This window comes from Tateyamaria sp. (assembly GCF_039940735.1).
In the GTDB taxonomy this organism is placed as follows: domain Bacteria; phylum Pseudomonadota; class Alphaproteobacteria; order Rhodobacterales; family Rhodobacteraceae; genus Tateyamaria.
Genome location: NZ_JBDVGB010000035.1, coordinates 21984 through 41089 on the forward strand (window position 1 = coordinate 21984; position 19106 = coordinate 41089).

The window sequence follows — 19106 nt, forward strand, 5'->3', positions numbered from 1 at the left end:
GGGATTGGTTCGTTTCGTCTGCGATGACCCTTTGATACAAGGGTTTCTTTGCAAAACCGCCTTTCCGGCTTGGCGTAAGTGTCCAATCAATCTGTGCTTAGGTGTCGATCTTGTTTCCCGAAACAGAGGGAATAACCCTTGAGACAATTCGCATCTTGCGACAGGGCCGCAAATTGTCGATATACTTATGTTCATCGTCAAGGAGCATCCCTATGCGCGCACGCATCTTTCAGCCCGCCAAAACGGCAATGTCCTCGGGCACAGCCAAGACCAAGCATTGGGTGTTGGAATTCGCACCGTCGTCGGCGCGTTCTGTGGATCCCTTGATGGGCTGGACGTCATCAGATGACACGCAAGCGCAAGTGCGTATGAGTTTTGACACCAAGGAAGCCGCGCTTGATTACGCGTCTCACCACGGAATCGACGCGGCCGTGCAAGACCCGCAAAAACGCCGCGCCAACGTGCGTCCCGGCGGTTACGGGGATAACTTTGCAACAGGCCGACGTGGGGCTTGGACCCACTGATCGCTGTGTAAGCTCGGCGCAGAACTTTCGCGAAGCTAAAGTTACAACCAAATGTGACGGACGCTTGCATGTGTCGATCATATTCTGGCGGCGCCTTCGAAATCGCATCAAACCCATTCAAACATGATCCGCTGTGCAGCCAATTGGGCTGCTCAAACCGTTTCAAACAAGGCCGGAGCCTACATTCATGACCATCACCCACCTCGTCACACATTCCGGTGGCTTTCATGCGGATGAGCTGTTGTCCTCGGTCATCCTGACACGCCTGTTTCCTGCGGCCACACTTCTGCGCACACGCGACAAAGCGTGGATTACGCCCAACGAGGATCGGATTATTTACGATGTAGGCGGTGATTTTAATGCGAGTGCACAAATCTTCGACCACCATCAAAGACCCAACCCGCTGCGTGAAGATGGCCAGCCCTATAGCTCATTTGGATTGATTTGGGCACATTACGGCCGCGATTATTTGACAGCGATGGACGTGCCCGAAAAAGACATTGAAGATATTCACGCCTCGTTTGACAGAGGTTTCGTCCTGCCTGTCGATTTGGTCGACAACGGCGCGGTGAACACGTCAGAGGCTGGGCCGTTGTTTTCAGGTATGACATTGCCGGTGCTGCTTGAAAGCCTGAAGACCGTCTTTGACGATCGTGAGGACGGCGCAGATGATCGCGCCTTTGCCGAAGCACTTCCCGTCGCGCGCGCCTTTATCGAAGCGCAGGTCAAACGCAAGGCGGCCAAATTCCGCGCCGAAGACATGGTGATGTCGGCGATCAAAGCCGCAGGAGAGGGCCGTGTTCTGGACTTGCCGATGGGCATGCCGTTCCGGGCAGGCGTAGAAAAGGCTGGCGCTGATCACCTGTTATTCGTTGTCCATCCACGCGGAGTAGATTGGACCCTGACCACCATCCGTGTGGGCGATGACACATTCGACAATCGCGCTGACTTGCCTGCGGCATGGGCCGGCCTGACTGACGACGCGCTCGAAGCTGCCAGCGGCGTTGTTGGTGCAAAATTCTGTCACAACGGACGGTTTATCGCAGTGGCATCCTCCCGCGCCGCAATTCTAAAGATGGCCGAAATTGCCGTAGCCGAGGCTGCAACAGAATAAACTTTGACGTACTTGAAGTCGCGGCGGACAACACGGCTGATGGTTGCCGGGTCGTGGGTCATTTTGAATTATCTTTCTTTTTGTAAGATCCACGCTTCCTTGGTGCTGTTTCGGCCTCGGCCTTTTCAACCGGCTTTACAATGCGCTCAGCTTCCCAAGCTGAATCAGCAAGACCGGCAGGCATGACCGCCGTCACGAACGTAGTTTCCGTGAAGGCCAAGGTTGTCCTGCGGGTTGTGTGTTAGGATGCGATAAAGGCGTTGAGGTCGGCGCGCCAAATGGCTGCATGGCCACTGAAAACTACGCGAAGGCGGCATGACCATCGTTCGCACCGAAGAGATTCACACACGTAAAAGCTTCTATAAGCGTGAGGTCCGCGCCAATGGCCTTGTCTCAACCATCCTCGGCAACCAACCCTCAAGCTTGGCTCATAGCGCGCAAGTGCCGCTGAGTTTTGTTGCTAAAAGCGTAGGCCAAAACACTGGAAAAGGATTGCTTTGCACGGTGGCTTTGGAAAAAATGTTGTATGCATACAAACAACATTATATGGATGAAGCTGTCTTCTTAACGAAGGGAAAACCTGCGTTGGCGTCGACGTGTATCTGCTTTGAGGGAAGGGGCTTTTCAGCTGATCGAGGCTAATCAAAGAAAACACTTTGCGACAGGTATGTGTCCGAGACTAGGAGGGACGTCGGTGACTATCGTTAGTATCGGTTCGAAACAACGCGATTTTATCGCCCCCGTGTCTTATTTTCCTGATGGGGAAGAGGCCATTAAGTTGCCGTGTTGTCAGTCGGGATTTGTCAGTCAACGAATTAGCAAATCAGTTGCGGTTGTACGAGCGGGTGGTTCGGCCAGTCATGTCGCGCGATTGGGCATCGTGAATGCGATCCCGCGCGCCGTACCAAAAGCAGGGGCGGTTCAATGAAGTACATCATTGATACAGACCCCGGCCACGATGATTTTTTCGCCATCCTCTATGCTGCGCGCCGCCTTGATGTGATTGGGTTAACGACGGTGTTCGGTAATTCAACAGTTGAAAACACGACCAAAAATGCGCTGCGTATTTGCGATTTGGCAAAGCTTGATATTCCGGTTGCGATGGGCGCTGGAAAACCAATTGTGGGCGACTATGTCGTGTCCCCAATCCACGGTGCTGACGGTCTGGAAGGGGGTAAATCCATCCCTTCGACGCGTCGCGACATGGACCCGCGTGGAGCCGCGCAATATTTGATCGAAATGGCGCGTGCCCATGCCGGAAACCTGTCGTTGATCGTGCTTGGGCCGATGACGAATGTCGCACTGGCCCTTCGTGTCGAACCAAAGCTGGCTGAATGGATATCTGAGATATCGTTTATGGGCGGATCAACCGGGACCGGCAATGTGACCGCCTTTGCCGAAGCCAACGTCTGGAAGGACCCTGAAGCGGCACAAATGGTTTTGGCCTCGGGGGTTCCCTTGCGCATGGCGGGGCTGAACCTGACGGGGCAAGCCCGCTTGTCGCAAGCCCATGCCGACCGGATGGCCAAGGCAGGGACGGTTATCGGCGGTCACGCGGGCCAAATACTTAGCTTTTATCTAAAACAGCATTCGGCGCGCTACAGACGCCTTGATGCGCCGATGCACGACCCCTCTGCTGTCATTTCTTTGGTGCATCCAGATTTATTTGAATTTCGCGACACGAATGTGTCGGTGGAATTGGTCAGTCCTGCGCTGCGTGGGATGACCATATGTGACATGCGCGAAATCGACCCTTTCCCGGGGGAGACGTTACCAAAACCGAATGTAAAAGTCGGTGTGCGTGTAGATGGCCCAGCGAGTGTTGAAGCCATGATCGAGGCCATTCTTGAATATGAATAGGCCTGCTAGCCACAAATAAACGCCCCACAGAAGGGCCTGTTTCCGCGCAGATCGCGGTCTACCAACATGGAGTACAAATGAAACATCTAAGAGAATTCACCTTTGCATTGGCCGCGTCGACCCTTGCCGCTGGTGCAGTCGCCGCTGAAGATGCCGAACTGAGTGCAATCGGCCTGTCCTTTTCGGATGGCGCTTTGACAAGCCTGTTGAGCGATGCTGCCACGAATGTTGACGGCGTCACGGTTGACACTGAATTGCTGCCCTTTGGGCAGTTGTTTTCGGGCCTCGAAGTTCGCCTGCAAGCGCGTAATGAAACCCCTGACCTTTACTATGTAGATGGTCCATTGACCGCCTCTTATACGGCACGCGGGCACTTGACGCCTCTGGATGATATCCTGCCAAATGCATCTGAGATCTACACATCGGCTGCTTTGCAACAGGGTACTGTCGACGGCAAATTGATGTCTGTTCCACTGGAAAGCAGCACGGTCGTGATGCTGGTCAACAATGCTTTGTTTGAACAAGCCGGGATCGACGCGCCAACAAACAACCCAGAAGAGCGCTGGACATGGGAACAAGTCGCCGACGCGGGCAAGAAGATTTCAGCATTGGGCGAAGATACCTGGGGTTTTAATTTCCACTTCGGTGACAGCCCATACATGGCACTTATCATGCCACAGTCCAACGGTGCCACGCTGATCGGCGAAGACGGCGTAACGGCAACGGGTTACGTTAACAGCCCCGAGTTCATCGAGGCGATTAGCGCCTATTCGGCGCTGTACAGCGACGGCATCGCACCTGCTGGCATGTATGATTATAGCCTCGCGTTGGAACTGTTCCTGAATGGCAAAGTTGGCATGTTCGCAGGCGTTGTGTCTGATGCGGTGACCGCCGGTAAACGTGACGGTTTGGACCTGACGGTTGCACCCCTGCCATATTTTGAGGGCGGCACCCCTGTGACGCCAACGGGCAGTTGGCACCTAGGTGTAAACCCACGTTCTGCGAACCCAGAAAAAGCCGCTGCGTTTGTGCAGGCTCTGGCACAGCCAGAATTTGTATCAGCCTATTTCGGTGCCCGCGCTAACCCACCGGTTCTGAAATCCGCTTGGGAAAGCCTTGGCGATCAGTTGGAAGGCGAACTTTGGACACTTGCACGCTACGAGATCAACAACACGGCTGTGCCGCGTCCATCCATTGGTGGCTGGCTCGAGTATGACTCGATCTTACGTAGTGCGTTGCGTGAGATTCAGGGCGGTGCCGATGTCACGGAGCGACTGAATGCAGCTGCGGCTGAAATGGATCGTGAACTTCTGAAATACAAGAAGTGAGATAACAGATGACTGACGCGCCAGCAGCAGCTTCAGCGGCCAAATCGGTCGGGAAAGCATCGAAGAAACGCGCAATGCTTGATCCGCAAAGACCAAGTTGGGCGACGCTTATGATGTTTTTGCTGCCGGCGATCAGTCTTCTTATCGTCTTTAGGCTGGCCCCGATCGCAATCTCGATCGGGGGCAGTTTTACCAGCCAATCTTTGCTAGGTGAAACGACCTTTCACGGATTGGGGAATTACGACACTTTATTCAGCGACGAGGGGTTTTGGAATTCCGTTCGCGTGACCCTGTTGTTCAATATTATCATCAACCCGCTTCAGATTTTCGTCGCGTTCATCATGGCGCTGCTTGTTTTTGCGCCGGGGCGGTTTTTAACTTTTTTCCGGGTTTCCTTCTTTTTGCCAATGACCATGTCGACGGCGCTGGTGGCTGTAATGTGGAACCTTTTGTTTGATCCGAACTTAGGTCTTGTAAATTCCGTCCTCGCGCAGACCCCACTGGGCCGTCAGGGGTTCTTCTTCGATGAAGATCAAGCGCTTGGCGCCATGATTTGGATTTCGACATGGAAAGGGGCGGGATATTATATGATCTTCCTCTTGGCCGGTTTGTTCCGCATTTCCGAAGAACTGTACGAGGCAGCGCACGTTGATGGCGCAAGCCCGTGGCAACAACTGCGACTGATCACATTGCCGCAAATGAAACGCACGTTTTTGTTCGTTTTTGTGGCCGATACCACGGTCAACCTGCTGTTCTTTGCGCCTGTTTACATCATCACGCGTGGTGGCCCGAACGGTACGACCGATACGCTGATGTACCGCGCCTACGAGAGTTCCTTTACCTTTGTGGATTGGGGGCGCGCGTTGTCATTGTCCTGCATCCTGCTGGCGCTTGTGGTCATCGTGGCCGCCGCGCAGATGTTGTTCTTTAAACCCGGAGAAGGCGAATGAGCGATACACTCCGCCCTGGAACGTACAGTCCTGTAAAACAAACTGGGCGTTACGCCCTAATGTGTGCGTTGGCCTTTCTTGCGCTGGCCCCACTGCTTTGGATGTTCTTGTCTTCGCTGCGTCCGACCCAAGAAATGTTTTCCTATGCGGGTAGTTTTTCATGGCACACAATCTGGCCAGAGACGTTCACCTTTTCAAACTATACTGGTCTGCTGGAAACCGGTTTTCCCCGCGCCATCGGCAATTCACTGTTCGTTGCAGGGGTGACGATGGTCATCGGCGTGCTGGTCAACGCAGCCGCGGCGTTTGCCTTTGCGACGTTCGAATTCCGGTTCCGTGGGCCGCTATTTCTGTTGGTTCTTATGACCGCGATGATGCCCTTTGAGGCGATCGTGCTACCGCTTTACATGCTGGTGAACAGGCTCGGGATGATCGACAGCTATTCGGTGCTTATCGTGCCAGAACTTGCGAATGGCTTTGTCATTTTGATGTTCCGCCAATTCTTCGCGGCGATTCCACGCGAACTTTATGAAGCGGGGCGGATCGACGGGGCATCTTGGTTCCGGATTTTCTTTACCATTGCTCTGCCTGTTTCGTGGCCGGTCATCCTGACGGGATCGATCATGATTTTCATCACACAATTCGAAGCATTTTTCTGGCCGCTTGTCGCCGCACCGTCGGCTGAACTGACAGTGGCGCAAGTGGAAATCGCAAAAAACATCAGCCTTGAAGGCGCCAACTGGGGTTTGCTGTTTTCGTCGATGAGCATCGTGTGCGTGATCGCAGCACTGCCATTCCTGGTGTTCCAGCGATTTTACATCCGCAACGTCGCGTCCAGCGGCATCAAATAACAAAAGGGCTTATCCCAAATGGCTCAGGTCAAAATCGCGCAGGTCCGCAAAGCGTACGGCACCAACGAAGTCCTTCATGGCGTCGACATCGACATACCCGATGGCAGTTTTTCGATCCTCGTCGGACCTTCGGGGTGCGGGAAATCGACGTTGCTGCGGATGATTGCAGGGCTAGAGGTCATCACCAGCGGCGAAATCAGCATCGGTGATAAGGTTGTGAACGATCTGTCGTCGCCCAAGCGTGACATCGCAATGGTGTTCCAAAACTACGCGCTTTACCCACACCTGACCGTCGCGCAAAACATGGGCTTTTCGCTTAAGGTTGCAGGGTTTCCCAAAGCGACAATCGCCGAAAAGGTCAAAGATGCCGCAGAAATGCTAGGTTTGACGGAATATCTTAATCGCCGCCCTCAAAAACTTTCTGGCGGTCAGCGCCAACGTGTCGCCATGGGACGCGCAATTGTGCGGGATCCGTCAGTGTTTCTGTTCGATGAACCGCTTTCAAATCTTGATGCCAAAATGCGGGGTCAGATGCGGACCGAATTGCGAGCGATGCACCGGCGTCTTGGGTCAACAATGATCTACGTAACACACGACCAGATCGAGGCCATGACGATGGCTGACCAGATCATTGTGATGAACGATGGGTATGTGCAACAGGTTGGTGCACCGCTTGAACTATATGACCATCCGGAAAACTTGTTTGTGGCGGGCTTTATCGGAGCGCCTGCAATGAACTTCCTGCCAGCCAAGGCTGAAGGGGGACAAGTGCACCTGACAGACGGAACACTGTTGCAAATTAAGGTCGACGATAGTGTTACGGGCGACGTGACTGTCGGCATCAGGCCCGAACATTTGACATTAGGCAGCGGTGGTTCACTGAAGATCACTGTCAATGAAATAGAACCGACGGGTTCCGAAACCCATATTTCTGCGACGACCCCAATGGGGCTTCCGATTAGGGTGGTCACAACCAATCGGGTTACCGCAGATATTGGTGAAACACTGGTTGCGGGCTATGAGGCCGAGACACTGCATTTGTTCGATGCAGAAAGCACCAACCGAATTCCGACGGCTAAATTGTAACTTGGCGGCAATGCACAGGCGACGCGGTAGGCGATGGCGGTAAGTTAGGGGCGCAACTCTCCGGTCTATTGGCAGCCAATCAGGCTTGCCAAAACACCCATCATGCAGGGCCGTCTGCGTCCAATAACACCAGTGGCTTGCGGTTCTTTTCGTGCCTTGCCAAAAGCTTGCTGACACGCGCCTGCTTTTCGACCGCCGGGCATGCAAGACGCGCCGCTTTGCCCTCAGATTTAAGCTCAGGGAAGATCTCGTAAATTTCGTTGCGCGCCTTGTCCGTCAAAGCCTGAAGCGCAAGAGGCCCGGTATACAGACTTTCGGCCGGTGTCCCGTTGGCAAAGACGATCTGATGTTTTGCAAAAAGCATGTGAATGTAGGTCACTGGTGCGACCGAGGTCACTTGTTCGATGCCGTCTGCTTCGATCAATTTGATGGCCGGAACCAAGACTTCCTTTTGCCCAAACATGCGCTTTGCGATTCTTGACACAATCAAAATGCGATGTTGCGGCGACACCAAAAGATCAATCTGCGGTAGGCCCGCACCCAATGCGCCGGCGCGAATGCGAACCGGTTTCAGATGCGGTGCAGCGACAAGCTGCGCGGAGGACAGCGTACGTTTGCCGATCCAAGCGATCTTTTGTACGCCATTTTCGGCAGTCATAACGTCGTCGCCAATGCCTAAGGAAACGATTTTTTGTTCGCCCATAGGTGTTTGAATTAGAGTTTCTGCACTAAAACAAACGACAGAATTCGTTATGGTGTTGCTGTAATTGCCTTGATTGTAACGGTTGACGAAATTGGTGTTTAACGTGCCAAGCGTGATCGATTCAATCTGATCAGCTGACGCATTGATGTTGCCGGCCCCGGCATCATTTACCAAAATGGTCTGCGTGCCGTCAGATAGGGTGACCACCTCCAGTGTGACCCTCGAAGTGGACCCGTCAGTGTAGGTGATCGTAGAGCGCGAAAAGCGGTCGTTGCTAACCTGTAGGGTTGCCGCCTCGTCCGAAAAATCACCATCATCGTCAGTATCGACAACAATACTGTCACCAGCATGCATAACGGTGTCGCCCCCCTCAAGAGAGCCATCTGTTTGAATATTTACGATTTGCCCAAGGTCACTTGCAGACAGAACGGTACCTTCGGCCGCAGTTCCCGCGGCACCCAAGGCGGTGGTAAGATGAAACCCGTTTCCAACCAAGATTGTCATGGAAAACCCAAACAGAAAATCGTTACCAGAACAGTTTAATTAAATTGTATGTCGAAACTGAGGCACACAATAGATGGGAAAATCTGTGCAGTAATCACCTTGACCGAATTTATGCGATCGATGGAAGTGTTGCGATAAGTCTAGCACCGAACGTTTGAAATTTAGGCACCTATGTGTGCCAGCACTGAGCAAGTGTGCATCGATGATGCCTTTTAAATGAATTCGCTGGATTTCCCCCTGATTCCGGCGCAAACTTTCCGCTTACTGTAGCTTCCTCAAGGGCAAATTATTGTAATTACATGGAAATTTCACCACCTTCGAAACGGCAATACCCCACGTTACAGATCGCGCGCGACACGCCAGAGGCTGCGGATGTACGGGCGCTGTTGCTCCGGCACTTTGATCTAATGCGTGCGGGCTCTCCTGAGGAAAGTTGCCATGTCATGGAACCTACAGCTTTGCTCGACCGTGGTGTGATGCTGTTTTCTGCGCGCGATAATGGCAAGGTGCTTGGAGTCGGGGCTTTGGCTCGGCTTGATGACGACCATGGTGAATTGAAATCGATGCACACAAGCGCCGAGGCGCGGGGGCGCGGTGTGGCCCGTGCGATTTTGTCCGCGTTGTTGGACGTTGCGCGTGATCAAGGCCTGAAACGCGTCAGCCTTGAGACCGGCACAGCCGAGATGTTCGCCCCGGCCCGTGCGCTGTATTTGGCCAGTGGATTTGTCGAATGCCCGCCATTTAGTGACTATGCGCTGGATCCACTTAGTATTTTCATGACGCATACGCTTGGACCCACTTGCCCTGCGACGAGACCTGCGGCATGACTGTGACAGCGCGGTCCTGTAGCTCAACTGGATAGAGCACCTGACTTCTAATCAGGATGTTGAGGGTTCGAGTCCTTCCGGGATCGCCATTTTACTGTTTTAGCAGCAGGACCATAGCAAAGCGGTGTGCTGGGATGTGGAAGGGCTTTGATACGCTGCGGTTAAGTAATCCCTTTCCCAATACGCTGCAAACTCGCGGACTCTACATTGGAACAATGCAGCATGCTGAGGCGCGTTGGATTTCTCACGCTGCGTTACACATCCACAAACCAAACGGCACCTAGGGATACAGCCGTGATAATCTCTGGCGCACTTGTGACAATCGGGCAGTCATAGAAAGCCAGAAACAAAAAAGCCCCGCATGGAAACCATACAGGGCTTTCGTAATTTTAAGCGTTTAGGCGTTTACGCCAATTGCGCCTTGGCTTGATCCACGATGGCAGAAAATGCCTCGGGCTCATTAACTGCCAGATCGGCCAGAACCTTACGGTCCACTTCGATACCAGCCAATGACAGGCCGTTGATGAAACGGCTGTATGTCAGCGCTTCGTCATGGGCACGCACGGCGGCGTTGATCCGTTGAATCCACAGCGCGCGGAAGTTGCGCTTGCGATTGTGACGGTCACGCGTCGCGTATTGGTTCGCTTTGTCGACGGCTTGGCGTGCGACTTTGAACGTGCTCTTGCGGCGGCCATAGTAACCTTTGGCTGCTTTGATGACCTTCTTGTGACGGCCGTGAGCGATGGTTCCACCTTTGGTGCGGGACATATTTGTATCCTCCTATCAGCGATCGTAGGGCATGAAGCCCTTGATGATCTTGGCGTCGGGGGCCGACAGGGTCGTAGTGCCACGGGCGTTACGAATGAATTTACGGGTGCGTTTGATCATGCCGTGTTGTTTGCCGGCTTGACTTGCCAGGACCTTACCGGTCGCTGTCACCTTAAAGCGCTTTTTGGCGCTCGACTTGGTCTTCATCTTGGGCATTTCCGTCTCCATAGTTCGAGTTCGGTTTACGCGCGACTCGGCATGCCACATTGGCCGGACGCACAGGAACGAAGCCGCGATTTAGGATGGCACGGCGTCAAAGGCAAGTCGAATGTGCAAAGTCTTGGGAAATATGCAGCAAAAAGATCGGCAAACCTAGATTTAGGTTATGGAACGTATCGCGCCACTACCCGCACAAACACATCCGGAATTTGCGACATCGCGTATCCGCCCGGTTGCGACTGGATTGCATATAAAATCAGGGCACCCGCGATCAAAATAGTGATCGCAGATGCCCGAGGTACACGACCATCCGACAGTGCCGACATGATCGAAGGAACAGAAAACGCTGCTACGATTAGCCCTAGTACAAGGAACGTATCCGGATCCATCTGTTCACCCTGCTTAACATCACGGTAAGGTTACTCCGGATCGGTCGAGAAAATCAAACGTTCATCACAAGGGGCCACACGCAAGATGTTCGTGGTGCCCGTCACATTGAACGGCACGCCAGCTGTGACCACGATCTGATCTTCGGATGTGGCAAAACCATTGTCTAACGCCGCTTTGGCTGCACTTACAACAGCACCTTTAAAGCGATCCATTGTGTCGGTGATTACGCAGTTGCATCCCCAAGACATGGCAAGACGGCGCGCAGTACCTGCGAGCGGGGTCAAGGCGATGATCGGCACGCGTGGGCGCTCACGCGCCACCAGCAATGCAGTCGTACCACTTTGCGTGAAGCAGCAAATCGCTTTGATGTTGGTGGTTTCGGCAATCTCACGCGCTGCCGCAACAATCCCATCCGCAACCGATCCGCGGTTGGCGCTGCGGCTGGACTCGATGATTTGGGTGTATGTTGGGTCTTTTTCTACCTCAGAGGCGACACGATCCATGGTGGTCACAGCTTCGATCGGATAGCTGCCCGCAGCACTTTCCGCGCTTAACATCACGGCATCGGCACCTTCATAGATGGCGGTCGCAACGTCGCTGACTTCGGCGCGGGTCGGCATGGGGCTTTCGATCATGCTTTCGAGCATTTGCGTTGCCACAATGACGGGTTTAGCGGCATGGCGACACTTACGCACCAATCGCTTCTGGATTGGCGGGACGTTCTGAACAGGCAATTCCACACCAAGATCACCACGCGCAACCATGATGCCGTCACTTGCGGCCAGAATGGCGTCGAAACGTTCAACCGCATTTGGTTTTTCAATCTTGGACAAGATCGCGGCCCGGCCTTTGACCAACGCACGCGCTTCTTCGACATCTGCAGGACGCTGCACAAAGCTTAGTGCCATCCAGTCGACGCCCAAGTCGGCGGTGAATTCCAAATCTGCGCGATCTTTTTCCGACAAAGCGGCCAAAGGCAGTTCCACATCCGGCACGTTCACACCCTTGCGGTTGGAAATCGCGCCACCTGCAATGACCACGCAATTGGCAAAATCTTCGCCACATGTCTCGACCCGCAAACGGATCTTACCATCGTTCACCAACAGCGACTTGCCCGGCTCAAGAGCCGCGAAAATCTCGGGGTGGGGCAGGCAGACACGATTGACGTCGCCCTCAGCCGTGTCCAGATCAAGACGGAATGTCGCGCCCTCTTCCAGCATCTCGCTTTCAGCGCCAAAAACACCGACGCGCAACTTCGGCCCCTGAAGGTCCGCCAGAATAGCGATCGAAGACCCGGTGTCCTCTTCAATTTGACGAATAATTGCGTGCTTCTTCGCAATCTCATCATGGCTACCATGCGACATGTTCAGACGAAACACATCAGCGCCAGCATCGTGCAAGGCTCGAATCGTTTCATAGGTGTCAGATGCGGGGCCCAACGTGGCCACGATTTTTACGTTCCGATTGCGCTTCATGGTCCATAGCCTTCTTGGTGATATCGCTAACAGCGCCCGTTATTGCTCAATTCACATCTGTAGGCAACTGGACTAAAAGTTCGTTAAATTAGGTGAAATTTACATGATATATTCTCCATTTTCGATCCATGGACCAGACCGCACCGGCCCTTGGTTGATCACTTGTGATCATGCAACGAATACAGTGCCCAATTTTGTGGCAGGGGGATCGCTGGGATTGCCCAAAGCCGAAATGGCGCGACACATTGCTTATGACATCGGCGCAATGGATACTGCATTGGCATTGGCCACAGCGCTGAATGCGCCAGCAATCTGCTCAAACTTTTCGCGGCTTGTCATCGACCCGAACCGGGGCACTGACGATCCCACGCTTATCCCGCAACTCTATGATGGCACGATCATTGAAGGGAATAGCCACGTGGACGCACAAGAACGCGCGGATCGCATTCAGAAACTGTATCAACCGTATCATGACGCCATAGCCGACTTGGCCAAAGGTCGCAGCATTACGTTCCTGTCGATACACAGCTTCACACCGCAACTGGTCGGCCATGCCCCGCGGCCATGGGAAATCGGTGTCCTTTCTGCCCAGGATCGCCGCATCGCTGATCCTGTAATTGCCAGTTTGTCAGGTGCTTTAACTAGCCCAGTCGGAGACAACGCTCCCTATGCTGGCTTCTTTCCGGGCGATGCTCTCAGCCAACACGCCCATGGGCCTGGCCGCCCCAACGTGATTCTCGAAATTCGCCAAGATCTGATCACAAACAAGGCGGGCCAACACAAATGGGCCAATCTTCTTGCGCCACACCTTGAAGCGGCGCGCGCGCATGCCAATCTTTAAACTAACTTCATCTTGCCAAATAAACTCCGGGGTCTGGGGCAGGGCCCCAGTCCGACAGATCAACTAAAGGGACCGCTAAACATGGACGCACAAACCCAACTTGAACTCGAAGCAGCGACCTACCGCCGGATGCGCCAGCACCTGATGCAAGACCGCACGGACGTGCAGAATATCGATATGATGAACCTCACAGGGTTTTGCCGAAACTGCTTGGCGCGTTGGTATCAACAGGCGGCCGCAGAAAAAGGCATTGAAATGTCCAAAGATGACGGTCGCGAAGCATTCTACGGAATGACGATGGATGAATGGAAAGCCAATTATCAAACCGACGCGACAGGCGCACAACAAGACGCGTTCAAAACCGCATTTGCCGAAAACGTCGAAAAAAAGGGTTAAGGCTCAGTCATTTATGTCGCGATCCCAGATTTTGACCTGACCGCGCTGAACCCCAATGACTTTGCGTAAAACAAGCGCAGCAATCAGCGACGCCGCCGCAAAAATCAAAAGCAACACAGACGGCGTTGCAAGCCAGCCCAACAGGCCAAACGCCAAACCAACCCCGACTGTCACCGCGCCCACAGCCATGCCAAGAAACACAAAGGCAGGCACAAAGACTTCAACGATGCTGAACACCAAAGCGGCGGCAATCCAGACCCACCAGTACGTCCAAAGCTCGCTCATGCGCGCCGCTTTCCGGTCAACATACCAAAGGCTTCACCGAAGGCGTCCATCGCGCTGGATGGCAAAACAATGGTCTGCTGCCCTTCGCCGCGCGCAATCTCTGTCACGGCTTCCACTTGTTTTAATGCGACCTGAAACTGCGCAGATTCGATACCATGCGTGTTAATGGCCTCTGCCACAACTTGGGTCGCATAGGCTTCGGCATCCGCCGTAATGCGCCGCGCTTTGGCGGCCTGTTCGGCGGCATAAAGCTCGGCGTCCGCATTCAATTCAACTGCCCGTTTCTGGCCTTCTGCTTCGGTGACCGAAGCCCGGCGCGCACGCTCCGCGTTTAATTGCTGCAACATCGCTTCTCGGGTGGCGACATCAAGGTTCACGTCCAAAATTTCGGCACGCGTCACTTCGATGCCCCAGTCATCTACGGCTTCTTCGACCAACACCTTGATCTGACCGATTAAATGCGTGCGGTTGGATTGAACTTCATCCAGCTCCATCTTGCCGATCTCGGATCGCACAATCCCGGCAATGGTCGTCTGAACCGCACCGTCCACGTCGCGGATGCGATACACCGTACGTTCGGGTTCGGTCACGCGGTAAAAAACACTGGTTTCGACCTGCACAAGTGCGTTGTCGGACGTGATCGCGTCCTGACTTTCGTTGGGCAATTGACGTTCAAGAACCGACACTTTGTGGCGAACAACATCCATAAACGGAACGATAAAGTTGATCCCTGGCCCAAGCACCGCACGCAAGCGCCCAAATCGTTCCACCACATATTTTTCACTTTGCGGAACGATCCGAACCCCCAGAAACAGGCAAAGCACCAAAAATAGCGTTGCCAAAACATAGACCAGGTTTTCACTGAGCAAACTTAAAATCAGCTCTTCGTTCACAAATCGTACTCCGCAAAGTAAATTAATTTCACATCACAACTTGGTGTTCAAATGCCCCGTTTTCAAGACGAAACGCGGCAATTCTTTGCTATCACATGGCTGCTTTGCGGCTTTCATCTAGATAAATTTCGCGCAAACGTGGGGCTACGCGACCCGGTGTGCCATCGCCCAAAGTCGTGCCGTCAATCTCAACCACAGGCATCACGAATGTGCTGGCCGAGGTGATAAACGCCTCATCCGCTTCGCGCGCTTCTTCGATGGTAAAGTTGCGTTCCTCGACCTCCATTTGCGCCTCGCGGGCAAAGCGCAGCACAGCTGTGCGCGTGATCCCCTTGAGAATATCAGGCGAGGCCTCGCGGGTGATGATTTTGTTGCCTTTTACGATGTAGGCGTTGTTCGACGTACCTTCGGTCACAAAACCGTCCTGCAACAGCCAAGCGTCATCCACACCCGCCTTCTTGGCCATCATTTTGCCCATGCTTGGGTACAGCAATTGCACTGTTTTGATATCGCGACGGCCCCAACGAATGTCTTCGATACTAATAACTTTTATGCCTTTTTTGGCAGCAGGATTATCCGCCAAGCCGGGCTTGTTTTGGGTGAACAGTACGATTGTTTGCGGCGTGGTTTCAGGGTCAGGGAACACGAAATCACGATCAGCAGGCGCGCCGCGCGTGATCTGTAAATAAATCATGCCTTCCTCGATACCGTTCAAGCGAACCAACTCGCGGTGCACCTCAAGCAGGTCTTCCTTGGCAATCGGCGAAGGCATATCCAATTCGTCCAAGGACCGCTGCAAGCGTACTGCGTGGCCGTCAAAGTCGATCAGTTTGCCGTCCAAGACCGACGTGACTTCATAGACACCATCCGCCATCAAAAACCCACGATCAAAGATCGATACTTTTGCTTCATTTTCGGGCACATAGTCGCCGTTCACGTATACGGTTCGCATATCTAATTTCCTTTTTGACGGGCACAGCCCGGTATCATTTCGCGGCGCTAAATCGCGCATCACCTGCAATTAATTGCCCCTTCCGCGAGGCATTCGGCGATCCGTCCCAAGACAAATCGACCAATCCATTCCCAATCGAATTCAGCAGCACGCATTTGGTGCCGACCGGTTTTCCACTGTCCCAGAATCCATTGAACATGCACAATAACCCCTGCGCAGTGACGGCCCAGCTGTCAAATCCTACAACCAGAACCCCATTGTTTGTCGATACCAAATGTTCGGCATAGACATCCCCCAACCAAAGGCCGAAGCCCTTGGCCTGAGTGGTCATTATCGTGCGGTTTGTCAGACCTGCGCGCAGCTTTTTGTCTTGGGCGAGGGCGCTTGGTTGTGTAGGTGCCGTTGCAAGTTGCGCCATCGCGCCATCTTTGTTGCCACGAAAATCTAGTGCCGCGCGCCCGAACACAAAGGCCGCCTTGCGCCCATTTAGGGGTTGGTAAACGGTGCTTACTTTGCGGGTCTGCACAACTTGGGGCGCGGCGCGTTTGCCCGCGACTTCGAACAGAATGCAATCGCGCTTGCGAGGCCGAAGTTCGCCCTGACAAAACGACATGGCTCTTTTGGCCGCTTGATCCGCATCTTGGAACCCATGGGACCGACCCCACGCGCCATCAGGGGAAATCGCAAACGCCGTGACTGCTTTCCGTCCTGCCTGCTCAGCATGTGCCTTAGCTTGCTTTGACGTCAACTGAACCGTCCACGCCTCTTGCGCTGTTCCTGCGCTGGCCAGCAGACATGCGCACAGCCCAAACACCCACATCGAACCTTTCTGCAACGCGCTCGTCTCCTGTTTGGCTGGCTAGCCCCAAAGTTCGCCTTTGGGTGGATGTACCCCAGCGTCATCGAAAATCAAAGGCGATGCGCGGTCTTCAGCCAACAAAAGCGGCCCATCTAGATCCACCACGGCTGCACCCTGCGCGACAAGGGTTGCAGGCGCCATCGCAAGGCTTGAGCCTACCATACAGCCCACCATTACGTCGTATCCTTCGGCAAGCGCGGCTGTGCGTAAAGCCAGCGCTTCGGTCAGGCCACCGGTCTTGTCGAGCTTGATATTCACCATATCATACTTGCCCTTTAACGCGGCCAAGCTGGCACGATCATGACATGATTCATCTGCACAAACCGGCACAGGGCGGGCCATGCCGATAAGCGCTTCGTCCTCGCCCGCTGGTAAGGGTTGTTCCACCAAATCCACGCCAAGACGCACCAAATGGGGTGCGAGATCAGCATATACTTCGGCAGACCACCCTTCATTGGCATCAATGATAATCCGCGCATCTGGCGCACCCGCGCGCACGGCTTCAAGCCGCGGCATGTCATCCGGCGTGCCCAGCTTGATTTTTAAAAGCGGACGAAAGCTGTGCTTGGCTGCCTGCGCGCGCATAGTTTCGGGCGTATCTAGTGACAAGGTATACGCCGTGGTCTGCGGCTTTGGGGCGGCCAGCCCCGCCAGTTCCCAAACACGTTTCCCCGCACGCTTGGCCTCAAGATCCCACAGGGCGCAATCCACTGCGTTGCGCGCAGCCCCAGCAGGTAAAAGATCAAACAAATCCTGCCGATTAAAATCAGCAGGCAGGCCGGTTATTTCATTTGTTACGGACTCCAATGTTTCGCCGTACCGGGCATAGGGCACGCATTCGCCCCAGCCGCGATGTTCGCCATCGGACAGCGTCACAGTTAACACCTGAGCCTCGGTTCTTGATCCGCGCGAAATGGTAAACACTTGCGCTAATTTGAACACGTCCCGCGTCACTTCAATGCGCATAAACCACCTTCAATTTTTCAAAAAATGCTGCCCAGCGGCCAACGAGTGGCCCCGCCGTTCAACGGCAGAGCCTTTCCTAGTCCGTCGCGTCACAGATCGACAAGCGAATCCACTAATTTCGCCGCGCCAAAGCGATAGGGATCTGTCGCAGGCAAACCCATGCGTTTTTCGATGTCAGCCAAACAGGCGCGGGCTGCATCCTCATCCAACGCTTTGGTGTTCACAGAAACCCCTGTCACCTGACACGCAGGATTGGCAAGGCGCGCCAAGGGCAAAGCCGTATCGCGCAACTGTTCTAAGCTTGGCAGGCCGAAATGCGGCAAACCACGCATGCTTGTGCGGGTCGGTTCGTGACAAAGAATTAAAGCATCCGGCTGCCCGCCATGGATCAAGGCCATAGTCACCCCGGAAAACGATACGTGAAACAGGCTGCCCTGACCCTCGATGTGATCCCAGTGGTCTGGGTCATTGTCTGGCGTCAAATATTCGACGGCACCTGCCATAAAATCGGCAATCACAGCGTCCAAAGGCACGCCCTTGCCTGTGATCAGAATGCCGGTTTGCCCGGTGGCACGAAAATCTGATTTCATGCCGCGTTTCTGCATCTCTGCATCCATCGACATCGCAGTATACATCTTGCCGCAGGAACAATCCGTACCGATGGCCAGCACGCGTTTGCCGGTGCGTTTGATTCCATTAGCAATCGGATAAGCCACCGACGGCACACGCACATCATGCATGGTGCGGCCATTCACCTTGGCAGCGGCCTGCAAAGCATCTTCGTTGCGCAACAAGTTGTGTAAGCCCGCAGCCAGATCATAACCCATCTGCAAGGCCTGCACCAAAACGGCCTTCCATTCGTCTGAAATAACGCCGCCACGGTTGGCTACGCCAATCACAAGCGTCTTGGCGCCAGCCGCTAGACCTTCTTCAAGGCTCATGTCCGACAGCCCCATATCCGCCCCGCAACCAGGCAGACGAAATTGACCAACAGCGTTTCCAGGACGCCAATCTTTGATCCCTTGCGCCACTTTTGCGGCCAATTGATCAGGCGCATCGCCCAAAAACAAAAGATACGGAGTCTGAATCATCGGATCACTTTCTGAAGTTACGTTTTGGGCAACGTGCAGGAATATTGTGCAGACAGCATTACGAAAAACGGCACGTAGGGTGCCGATTTAGACAGATCGGCACGGTTCTTGCGGTAAATATGCGCATTTCAGACATTTTCGGAGCGGATCGGCGAAAATGCTGCAATTGCACAATCCGACTTGCACCGCTTTGCGTAACTTAATATCAACATCGGTAGATCGTT

23 protein-coding genes and 1 tRNA gene are annotated in these 19106 nt (G+C 53.9%); 13 read left to right on the forward strand and 11 right to left on the reverse strand.

The features are described 5' to 3' along the window. The first annotated feature begins 212 nt into the window (after window positions 1-212). The 9 genes from ABJF76_RS06345 (at window position 213) to ABJF76_RS06385 (ending at window position 7713) form a co-directional block, all read left to right on the forward strand. Entirely contained in the window at window positions 213-524 is a 312-nt protein-coding gene (locus ABJF76_RS06345; RefSeq protein WP_413822079.1) for an ETC complex I subunit, read from the forward strand. 187 nt (window positions 525-711) lie between these two features. Continuing rightward, entirely contained in the window at window positions 712-1638 is a 927-nt protein-coding gene (locus ABJF76_RS06350; RefSeq protein WP_413822080.1) for an MYG1 family protein, read from the forward strand. Between the two features lie 315 nt (window positions 1639-1953). Continuing rightward, complete coding sequence (locus ABJF76_RS06355; RefSeq protein WP_413822081.1) at window positions 1954-2280, forward strand: hypothetical protein; 327 nt, start codon at window positions 1954-1956, stop codon at window positions 2278-2280. 52 nt (window positions 2281-2332) lie between these two features. Beyond that, window positions 2333-2566 carry a hypothetical protein gene (locus ABJF76_RS06360; RefSeq protein ID WP_413822082.1) on the forward strand — a complete coding sequence of 78 codons (234 nt, stop codon included), beginning with the start codon at window positions 2333-2335 and terminating at the stop codon, window positions 2564-2566. Continuing rightward, the gene (locus tag ABJF76_RS06365; RefSeq protein WP_413822083.1) at window positions 2563-3498 is read left to right on the forward strand and encodes a nucleoside hydrolase; all 936 of its coding nucleotides are present in this window, start codon (window positions 2563-2565) and stop codon (window positions 3496-3498) included. Before ABJF76_RS06360 ends, ABJF76_RS06365 begins: the two co-directional genes overlap by 4 nt. A gap of 77 nt (window positions 3499-3575) precedes the next feature. Further along, window positions 3576-4826, forward strand: coding sequence for an ABC transporter substrate-binding protein (locus ABJF76_RS06370; RefSeq protein WP_413822084.1), 1251 nt, complete (start codon window positions 3576-3578; stop codon window positions 4824-4826). 8 nt (window positions 4827-4834) lie between these two features. Then, the gene (locus ABJF76_RS06375; RefSeq protein ID WP_413822085.1) at window positions 4835-5776 is read left to right on the forward strand and encodes a carbohydrate ABC transporter permease; all 942 of its coding nucleotides are present in this window, start codon (window positions 4835-4837) and stop codon (window positions 5774-5776) included. Then, a complete protein-coding gene (locus ABJF76_RS06380; RefSeq protein WP_413822086.1) occupies window positions 5773-6627 on the forward strand; it encodes a carbohydrate ABC transporter permease in 855 nt (284 codons plus the stop codon). The genes ABJF76_RS06375 and ABJF76_RS06380 overlap by 4 nt, the downstream gene beginning before the upstream one ends. An 18-nt stretch (window positions 6628-6645) precedes the next feature. Then, a complete protein-coding gene (locus ABJF76_RS06385; protein WP_413822087.1) occupies window positions 6646-7713 on the forward strand; it encodes an ABC transporter ATP-binding protein in 1068 nt (355 codons plus the stop codon). A 100-nt stretch (window positions 7714-7813) separates the two neighbouring features. On the opposite strand, the gene ABJF76_RS06390 is transcribed toward ABJF76_RS06385, so the two are convergent. Beyond that, window positions 7814-8920: a Hint domain-containing protein gene (locus ABJF76_RS06390; protein ID WP_413822088.1), complete on the reverse strand. Its 1107-nt coding sequence runs from the start codon at window positions 8918-8920 to the stop codon at window positions 7814-7816. Between the two features lie 299 nt (window positions 8921-9219). Between ABJF76_RS06390 and ABJF76_RS06395 the strand changes: the two genes are divergently transcribed. Continuing rightward, complete coding sequence (locus ABJF76_RS06395; protein WP_413822089.1) at window positions 9220-9747, forward strand: GNAT family N-acetyltransferase; 528 nt, start codon at window positions 9220-9222, stop codon at window positions 9745-9747. A 12-nt stretch (window positions 9748-9759) separates the two neighbouring features. Next, window positions 9760-9836: transfer RNA gene (locus ABJF76_RS06400), tRNA-Arg, on the forward strand. Window positions 9837-10152: 316 nt separating this feature from the next. Here the strand turns inward: ABJF76_RS06400 and rplT are convergent. The 4 genes from rplT to pyk form a co-directional block, all read right to left on the reverse strand. Further along, the gene (rplT, locus tag ABJF76_RS06405) at window positions 10153-10515 is read right to left on the reverse strand and encodes a 50S ribosomal protein L20 (protein WP_413822090.1); all 363 of its coding nucleotides are present in this window, start codon (window positions 10513-10515) and stop codon (window positions 10153-10155) included. A gap of 15 nt (window positions 10516-10530) precedes the next feature. After that, window positions 10531-10731, reverse strand: coding sequence for a 50S ribosomal protein L35 (rpmI, locus tag ABJF76_RS06410; protein WP_413822091.1), 201 nt, complete (start codon window positions 10729-10731; stop codon window positions 10531-10533). A gap of 167 nt (window positions 10732-10898) precedes the next feature. Then, window positions 10899-11123, reverse strand: coding sequence for a hypothetical protein (locus ABJF76_RS06415; RefSeq protein WP_413822092.1), 225 nt, complete (start codon window positions 11121-11123; stop codon window positions 10899-10901). A 30-nt stretch (window positions 11124-11153) separates the two neighbouring features. Next, window positions 11154-12599, reverse strand: a complete 1446-nt coding sequence (gene pyk / locus ABJF76_RS06420; protein WP_413822093.1) for a pyruvate kinase — start codon at window positions 12597-12599, stop codon at window positions 11154-11156. 103 nt (window positions 12600-12702) lie between these two features. On the opposite strand from pyk, the gene ABJF76_RS06425 reads away from it, so the two are divergent. Both ABJF76_RS06425 and ABJF76_RS06430 read left to right on the forward strand, forming a co-directional pair. Next, on the forward strand, window positions 12703-13440 hold the full coding sequence (locus tag ABJF76_RS06425) for an N-formylglutamate amidohydrolase (protein ID WP_413822094.1): 738 nt from the start codon (window positions 12703-12705) through the stop codon (window positions 13438-13440). 81 nt (window positions 13441-13521) lie between these two features. Further along, window positions 13522-13836, forward strand: a complete 315-nt coding sequence (locus ABJF76_RS06430; RefSeq protein ID WP_413822095.1) for a DUF1244 domain-containing protein — start codon at window positions 13522-13524, stop codon at window positions 13834-13836. A gap of 3 nt (window positions 13837-13839) precedes the next feature. Here the strand turns inward: ABJF76_RS06430 and ABJF76_RS06435 are convergent, their stop codons facing one another. The 6 genes from ABJF76_RS06435 to dgcN all read right to left on the reverse strand — a co-directional run bounded on the left by ABJF76_RS06435 (window position 13840) and on the right by dgcN (window position 18882). Next, window positions 13840-14121 (reverse strand): NfeD family protein, encoded by a 282-nt coding sequence (locus tag ABJF76_RS06435; RefSeq protein ID WP_413822096.1) that lies wholly within the window; start codon window positions 14119-14121, stop codon window positions 13840-13842. Beyond that, complete coding sequence (locus tag ABJF76_RS06440) at window positions 14118-15014, reverse strand: SPFH domain-containing protein (RefSeq protein ID WP_413822097.1); 897 nt, start codon at window positions 15012-15014, stop codon at window positions 14118-14120. Before ABJF76_RS06440 ends, ABJF76_RS06435 begins: the two co-directional genes overlap by 4 nt. Window positions 15015-15105: 91 nt before the next feature. Then, the gene (locus ABJF76_RS06445; RefSeq protein ID WP_413822098.1) at window positions 15106-15966 is read right to left on the reverse strand and encodes a D-amino-acid transaminase; all 861 of its coding nucleotides are present in this window, start codon (window positions 15964-15966) and stop codon (window positions 15106-15108) included. 34 nt (window positions 15967-16000) lie between these two features. Then, window positions 16001-16801, reverse strand: a complete 801-nt coding sequence (locus tag ABJF76_RS06450) for a hypothetical protein (protein ID WP_413822099.1) — start codon at window positions 16799-16801, stop codon at window positions 16001-16003. Window positions 16802-16825: 24 nt separating this feature from the next. Next, window positions 16826-17791, reverse strand: coding sequence for an N-acetyl-D-Glu racemase DgcA (gene dgcA / locus ABJF76_RS06455; protein WP_413822100.1), 966 nt, complete (start codon window positions 17789-17791; stop codon window positions 16826-16828). Between the two features lie 89 nt (window positions 17792-17880). Continuing rightward, on the reverse strand, window positions 17881-18882 hold the full coding sequence (dgcN, locus tag ABJF76_RS06460) for an N-acetyltransferase DgcN (RefSeq protein ID WP_413822101.1): 1002 nt from the start codon (window positions 18880-18882) through the stop codon (window positions 17881-17883). Window positions 18883-19106: the final 224 nt, after the last annotated feature.

What these genes read in the sequence shown, in the direction of transcription:
- ABJF76_RS06365 (WP_413822083.1), top strand. Translation starts at nt 2,563, where the DNA reads ATGAAGTACATCATTGATACAGACCCCGGCCACGATGATTTTTTCGCC.
- ABJF76_RS06385 (WP_413822087.1), top strand. Translation starts at nt 6,646, where the DNA reads ATGGCTCAGGTCAAAATCGCGCAGGTCCGCAAAGCGTACGGCACCAAC.
- ABJF76_RS06430 (WP_413822095.1), top strand. Translation starts at nt 13,522, where the DNA reads ATGGACGCACAAACCCAACTTGAACTCGAAGCAGCGACCTACCGCCGG.
- ABJF76_RS06390 (WP_413822088.1), bottom strand. Translation starts at nt 8,920, where the DNA reads ATGACAATCTTGGTTGGAAACGGGTTTCATCTTACCACCGCCTTGGGT.
- ABJF76_RS06415 (WP_413822092.1), bottom strand. Translation starts at nt 11,123, where the DNA reads ATGGATCCGGATACGTTCCTTGTACTAGGGCTAATCGTAGCAGCGTTT.
- ABJF76_RS06375 (WP_413822085.1), top strand. Translation starts at nt 4,835, where the DNA reads ATGACTGACGCGCCAGCAGCAGCTTCAGCGGCCAAATCGGTCGGGAAA.
- ABJF76_RS06425 (WP_413822094.1), top strand. Translation starts at nt 12,703, where the DNA reads ATGATATATTCTCCATTTTCGATCCATGGACCAGACCGCACCGGCCCT.
- ABJF76_RS06380 (WP_413822086.1), top strand. Translation starts at nt 5,773, where the DNA reads ATGAGCGATACACTCCGCCCTGGAACGTACAGTCCTGTAAAACAAACT.
- ABJF76_RS06345 (WP_413822079.1), top strand. Translation starts at nt 213, where the DNA reads ATGCGCGCACGCATCTTTCAGCCCGCCAAAACGGCAATGTCCTCGGGC.
- ABJF76_RS06445 (WP_413822098.1), bottom strand. Translation starts at nt 15,966, where the DNA reads ATGCGAACCGTATACGTGAACGGCGACTATGTGCCCGAAAATGAAGCA.
- ABJF76_RS06350 (WP_413822080.1), top strand. Translation starts at nt 712, where the DNA reads ATGACCATCACCCACCTCGTCACACATTCCGGTGGCTTTCATGCGGAT.
- ABJF76_RS06395 (WP_413822089.1), top strand. Translation starts at nt 9,220, where the DNA reads ATGGAAATTTCACCACCTTCGAAACGGCAATACCCCACGTTACAGATC.
- ABJF76_RS06355 (WP_413822081.1), top strand. Translation starts at nt 1,954, where the DNA reads ATGACCATCGTTCGCACCGAAGAGATTCACACACGTAAAAGCTTCTAT.
- dgcN (WP_413822101.1), bottom strand. Translation starts at nt 18,882, where the DNA reads ATGATTCAGACTCCGTATCTTTTGTTTTTGGGCGATGCGCCTGATCAA.
- rpmI (WP_413822091.1), bottom strand. Translation starts at nt 10,731, where the DNA reads ATGCCCAAGATGAAGACCAAGTCGAGCGCCAAAAAGCGCTTTAAGGTG.
- ABJF76_RS06435 (WP_413822096.1), bottom strand. Translation starts at nt 14,121, where the DNA reads ATGAGCGAGCTTTGGACGTACTGGTGGGTCTGGATTGCCGCCGCTTTG.
- pyk (WP_413822093.1), bottom strand. Translation starts at nt 12,599, where the DNA reads ATGAAGCGCAATCGGAACGTAAAAATCGTGGCCACGTTGGGCCCCGCA.
- rplT (WP_413822090.1), bottom strand. Translation starts at nt 10,515, where the DNA reads ATGTCCCGCACCAAAGGTGGAACCATCGCTCACGGCCGTCACAAGAAG.
- ABJF76_RS06370 (WP_413822084.1), top strand. Translation starts at nt 3,576, where the DNA reads ATGAAACATCTAAGAGAATTCACCTTTGCATTGGCCGCGTCGACCCTT.
- dgcA (WP_413822100.1), bottom strand. Translation starts at nt 17,791, where the DNA reads ATGCGCATTGAAGTGACGCGGGACGTGTTCAAATTAGCGCAAGTGTTT.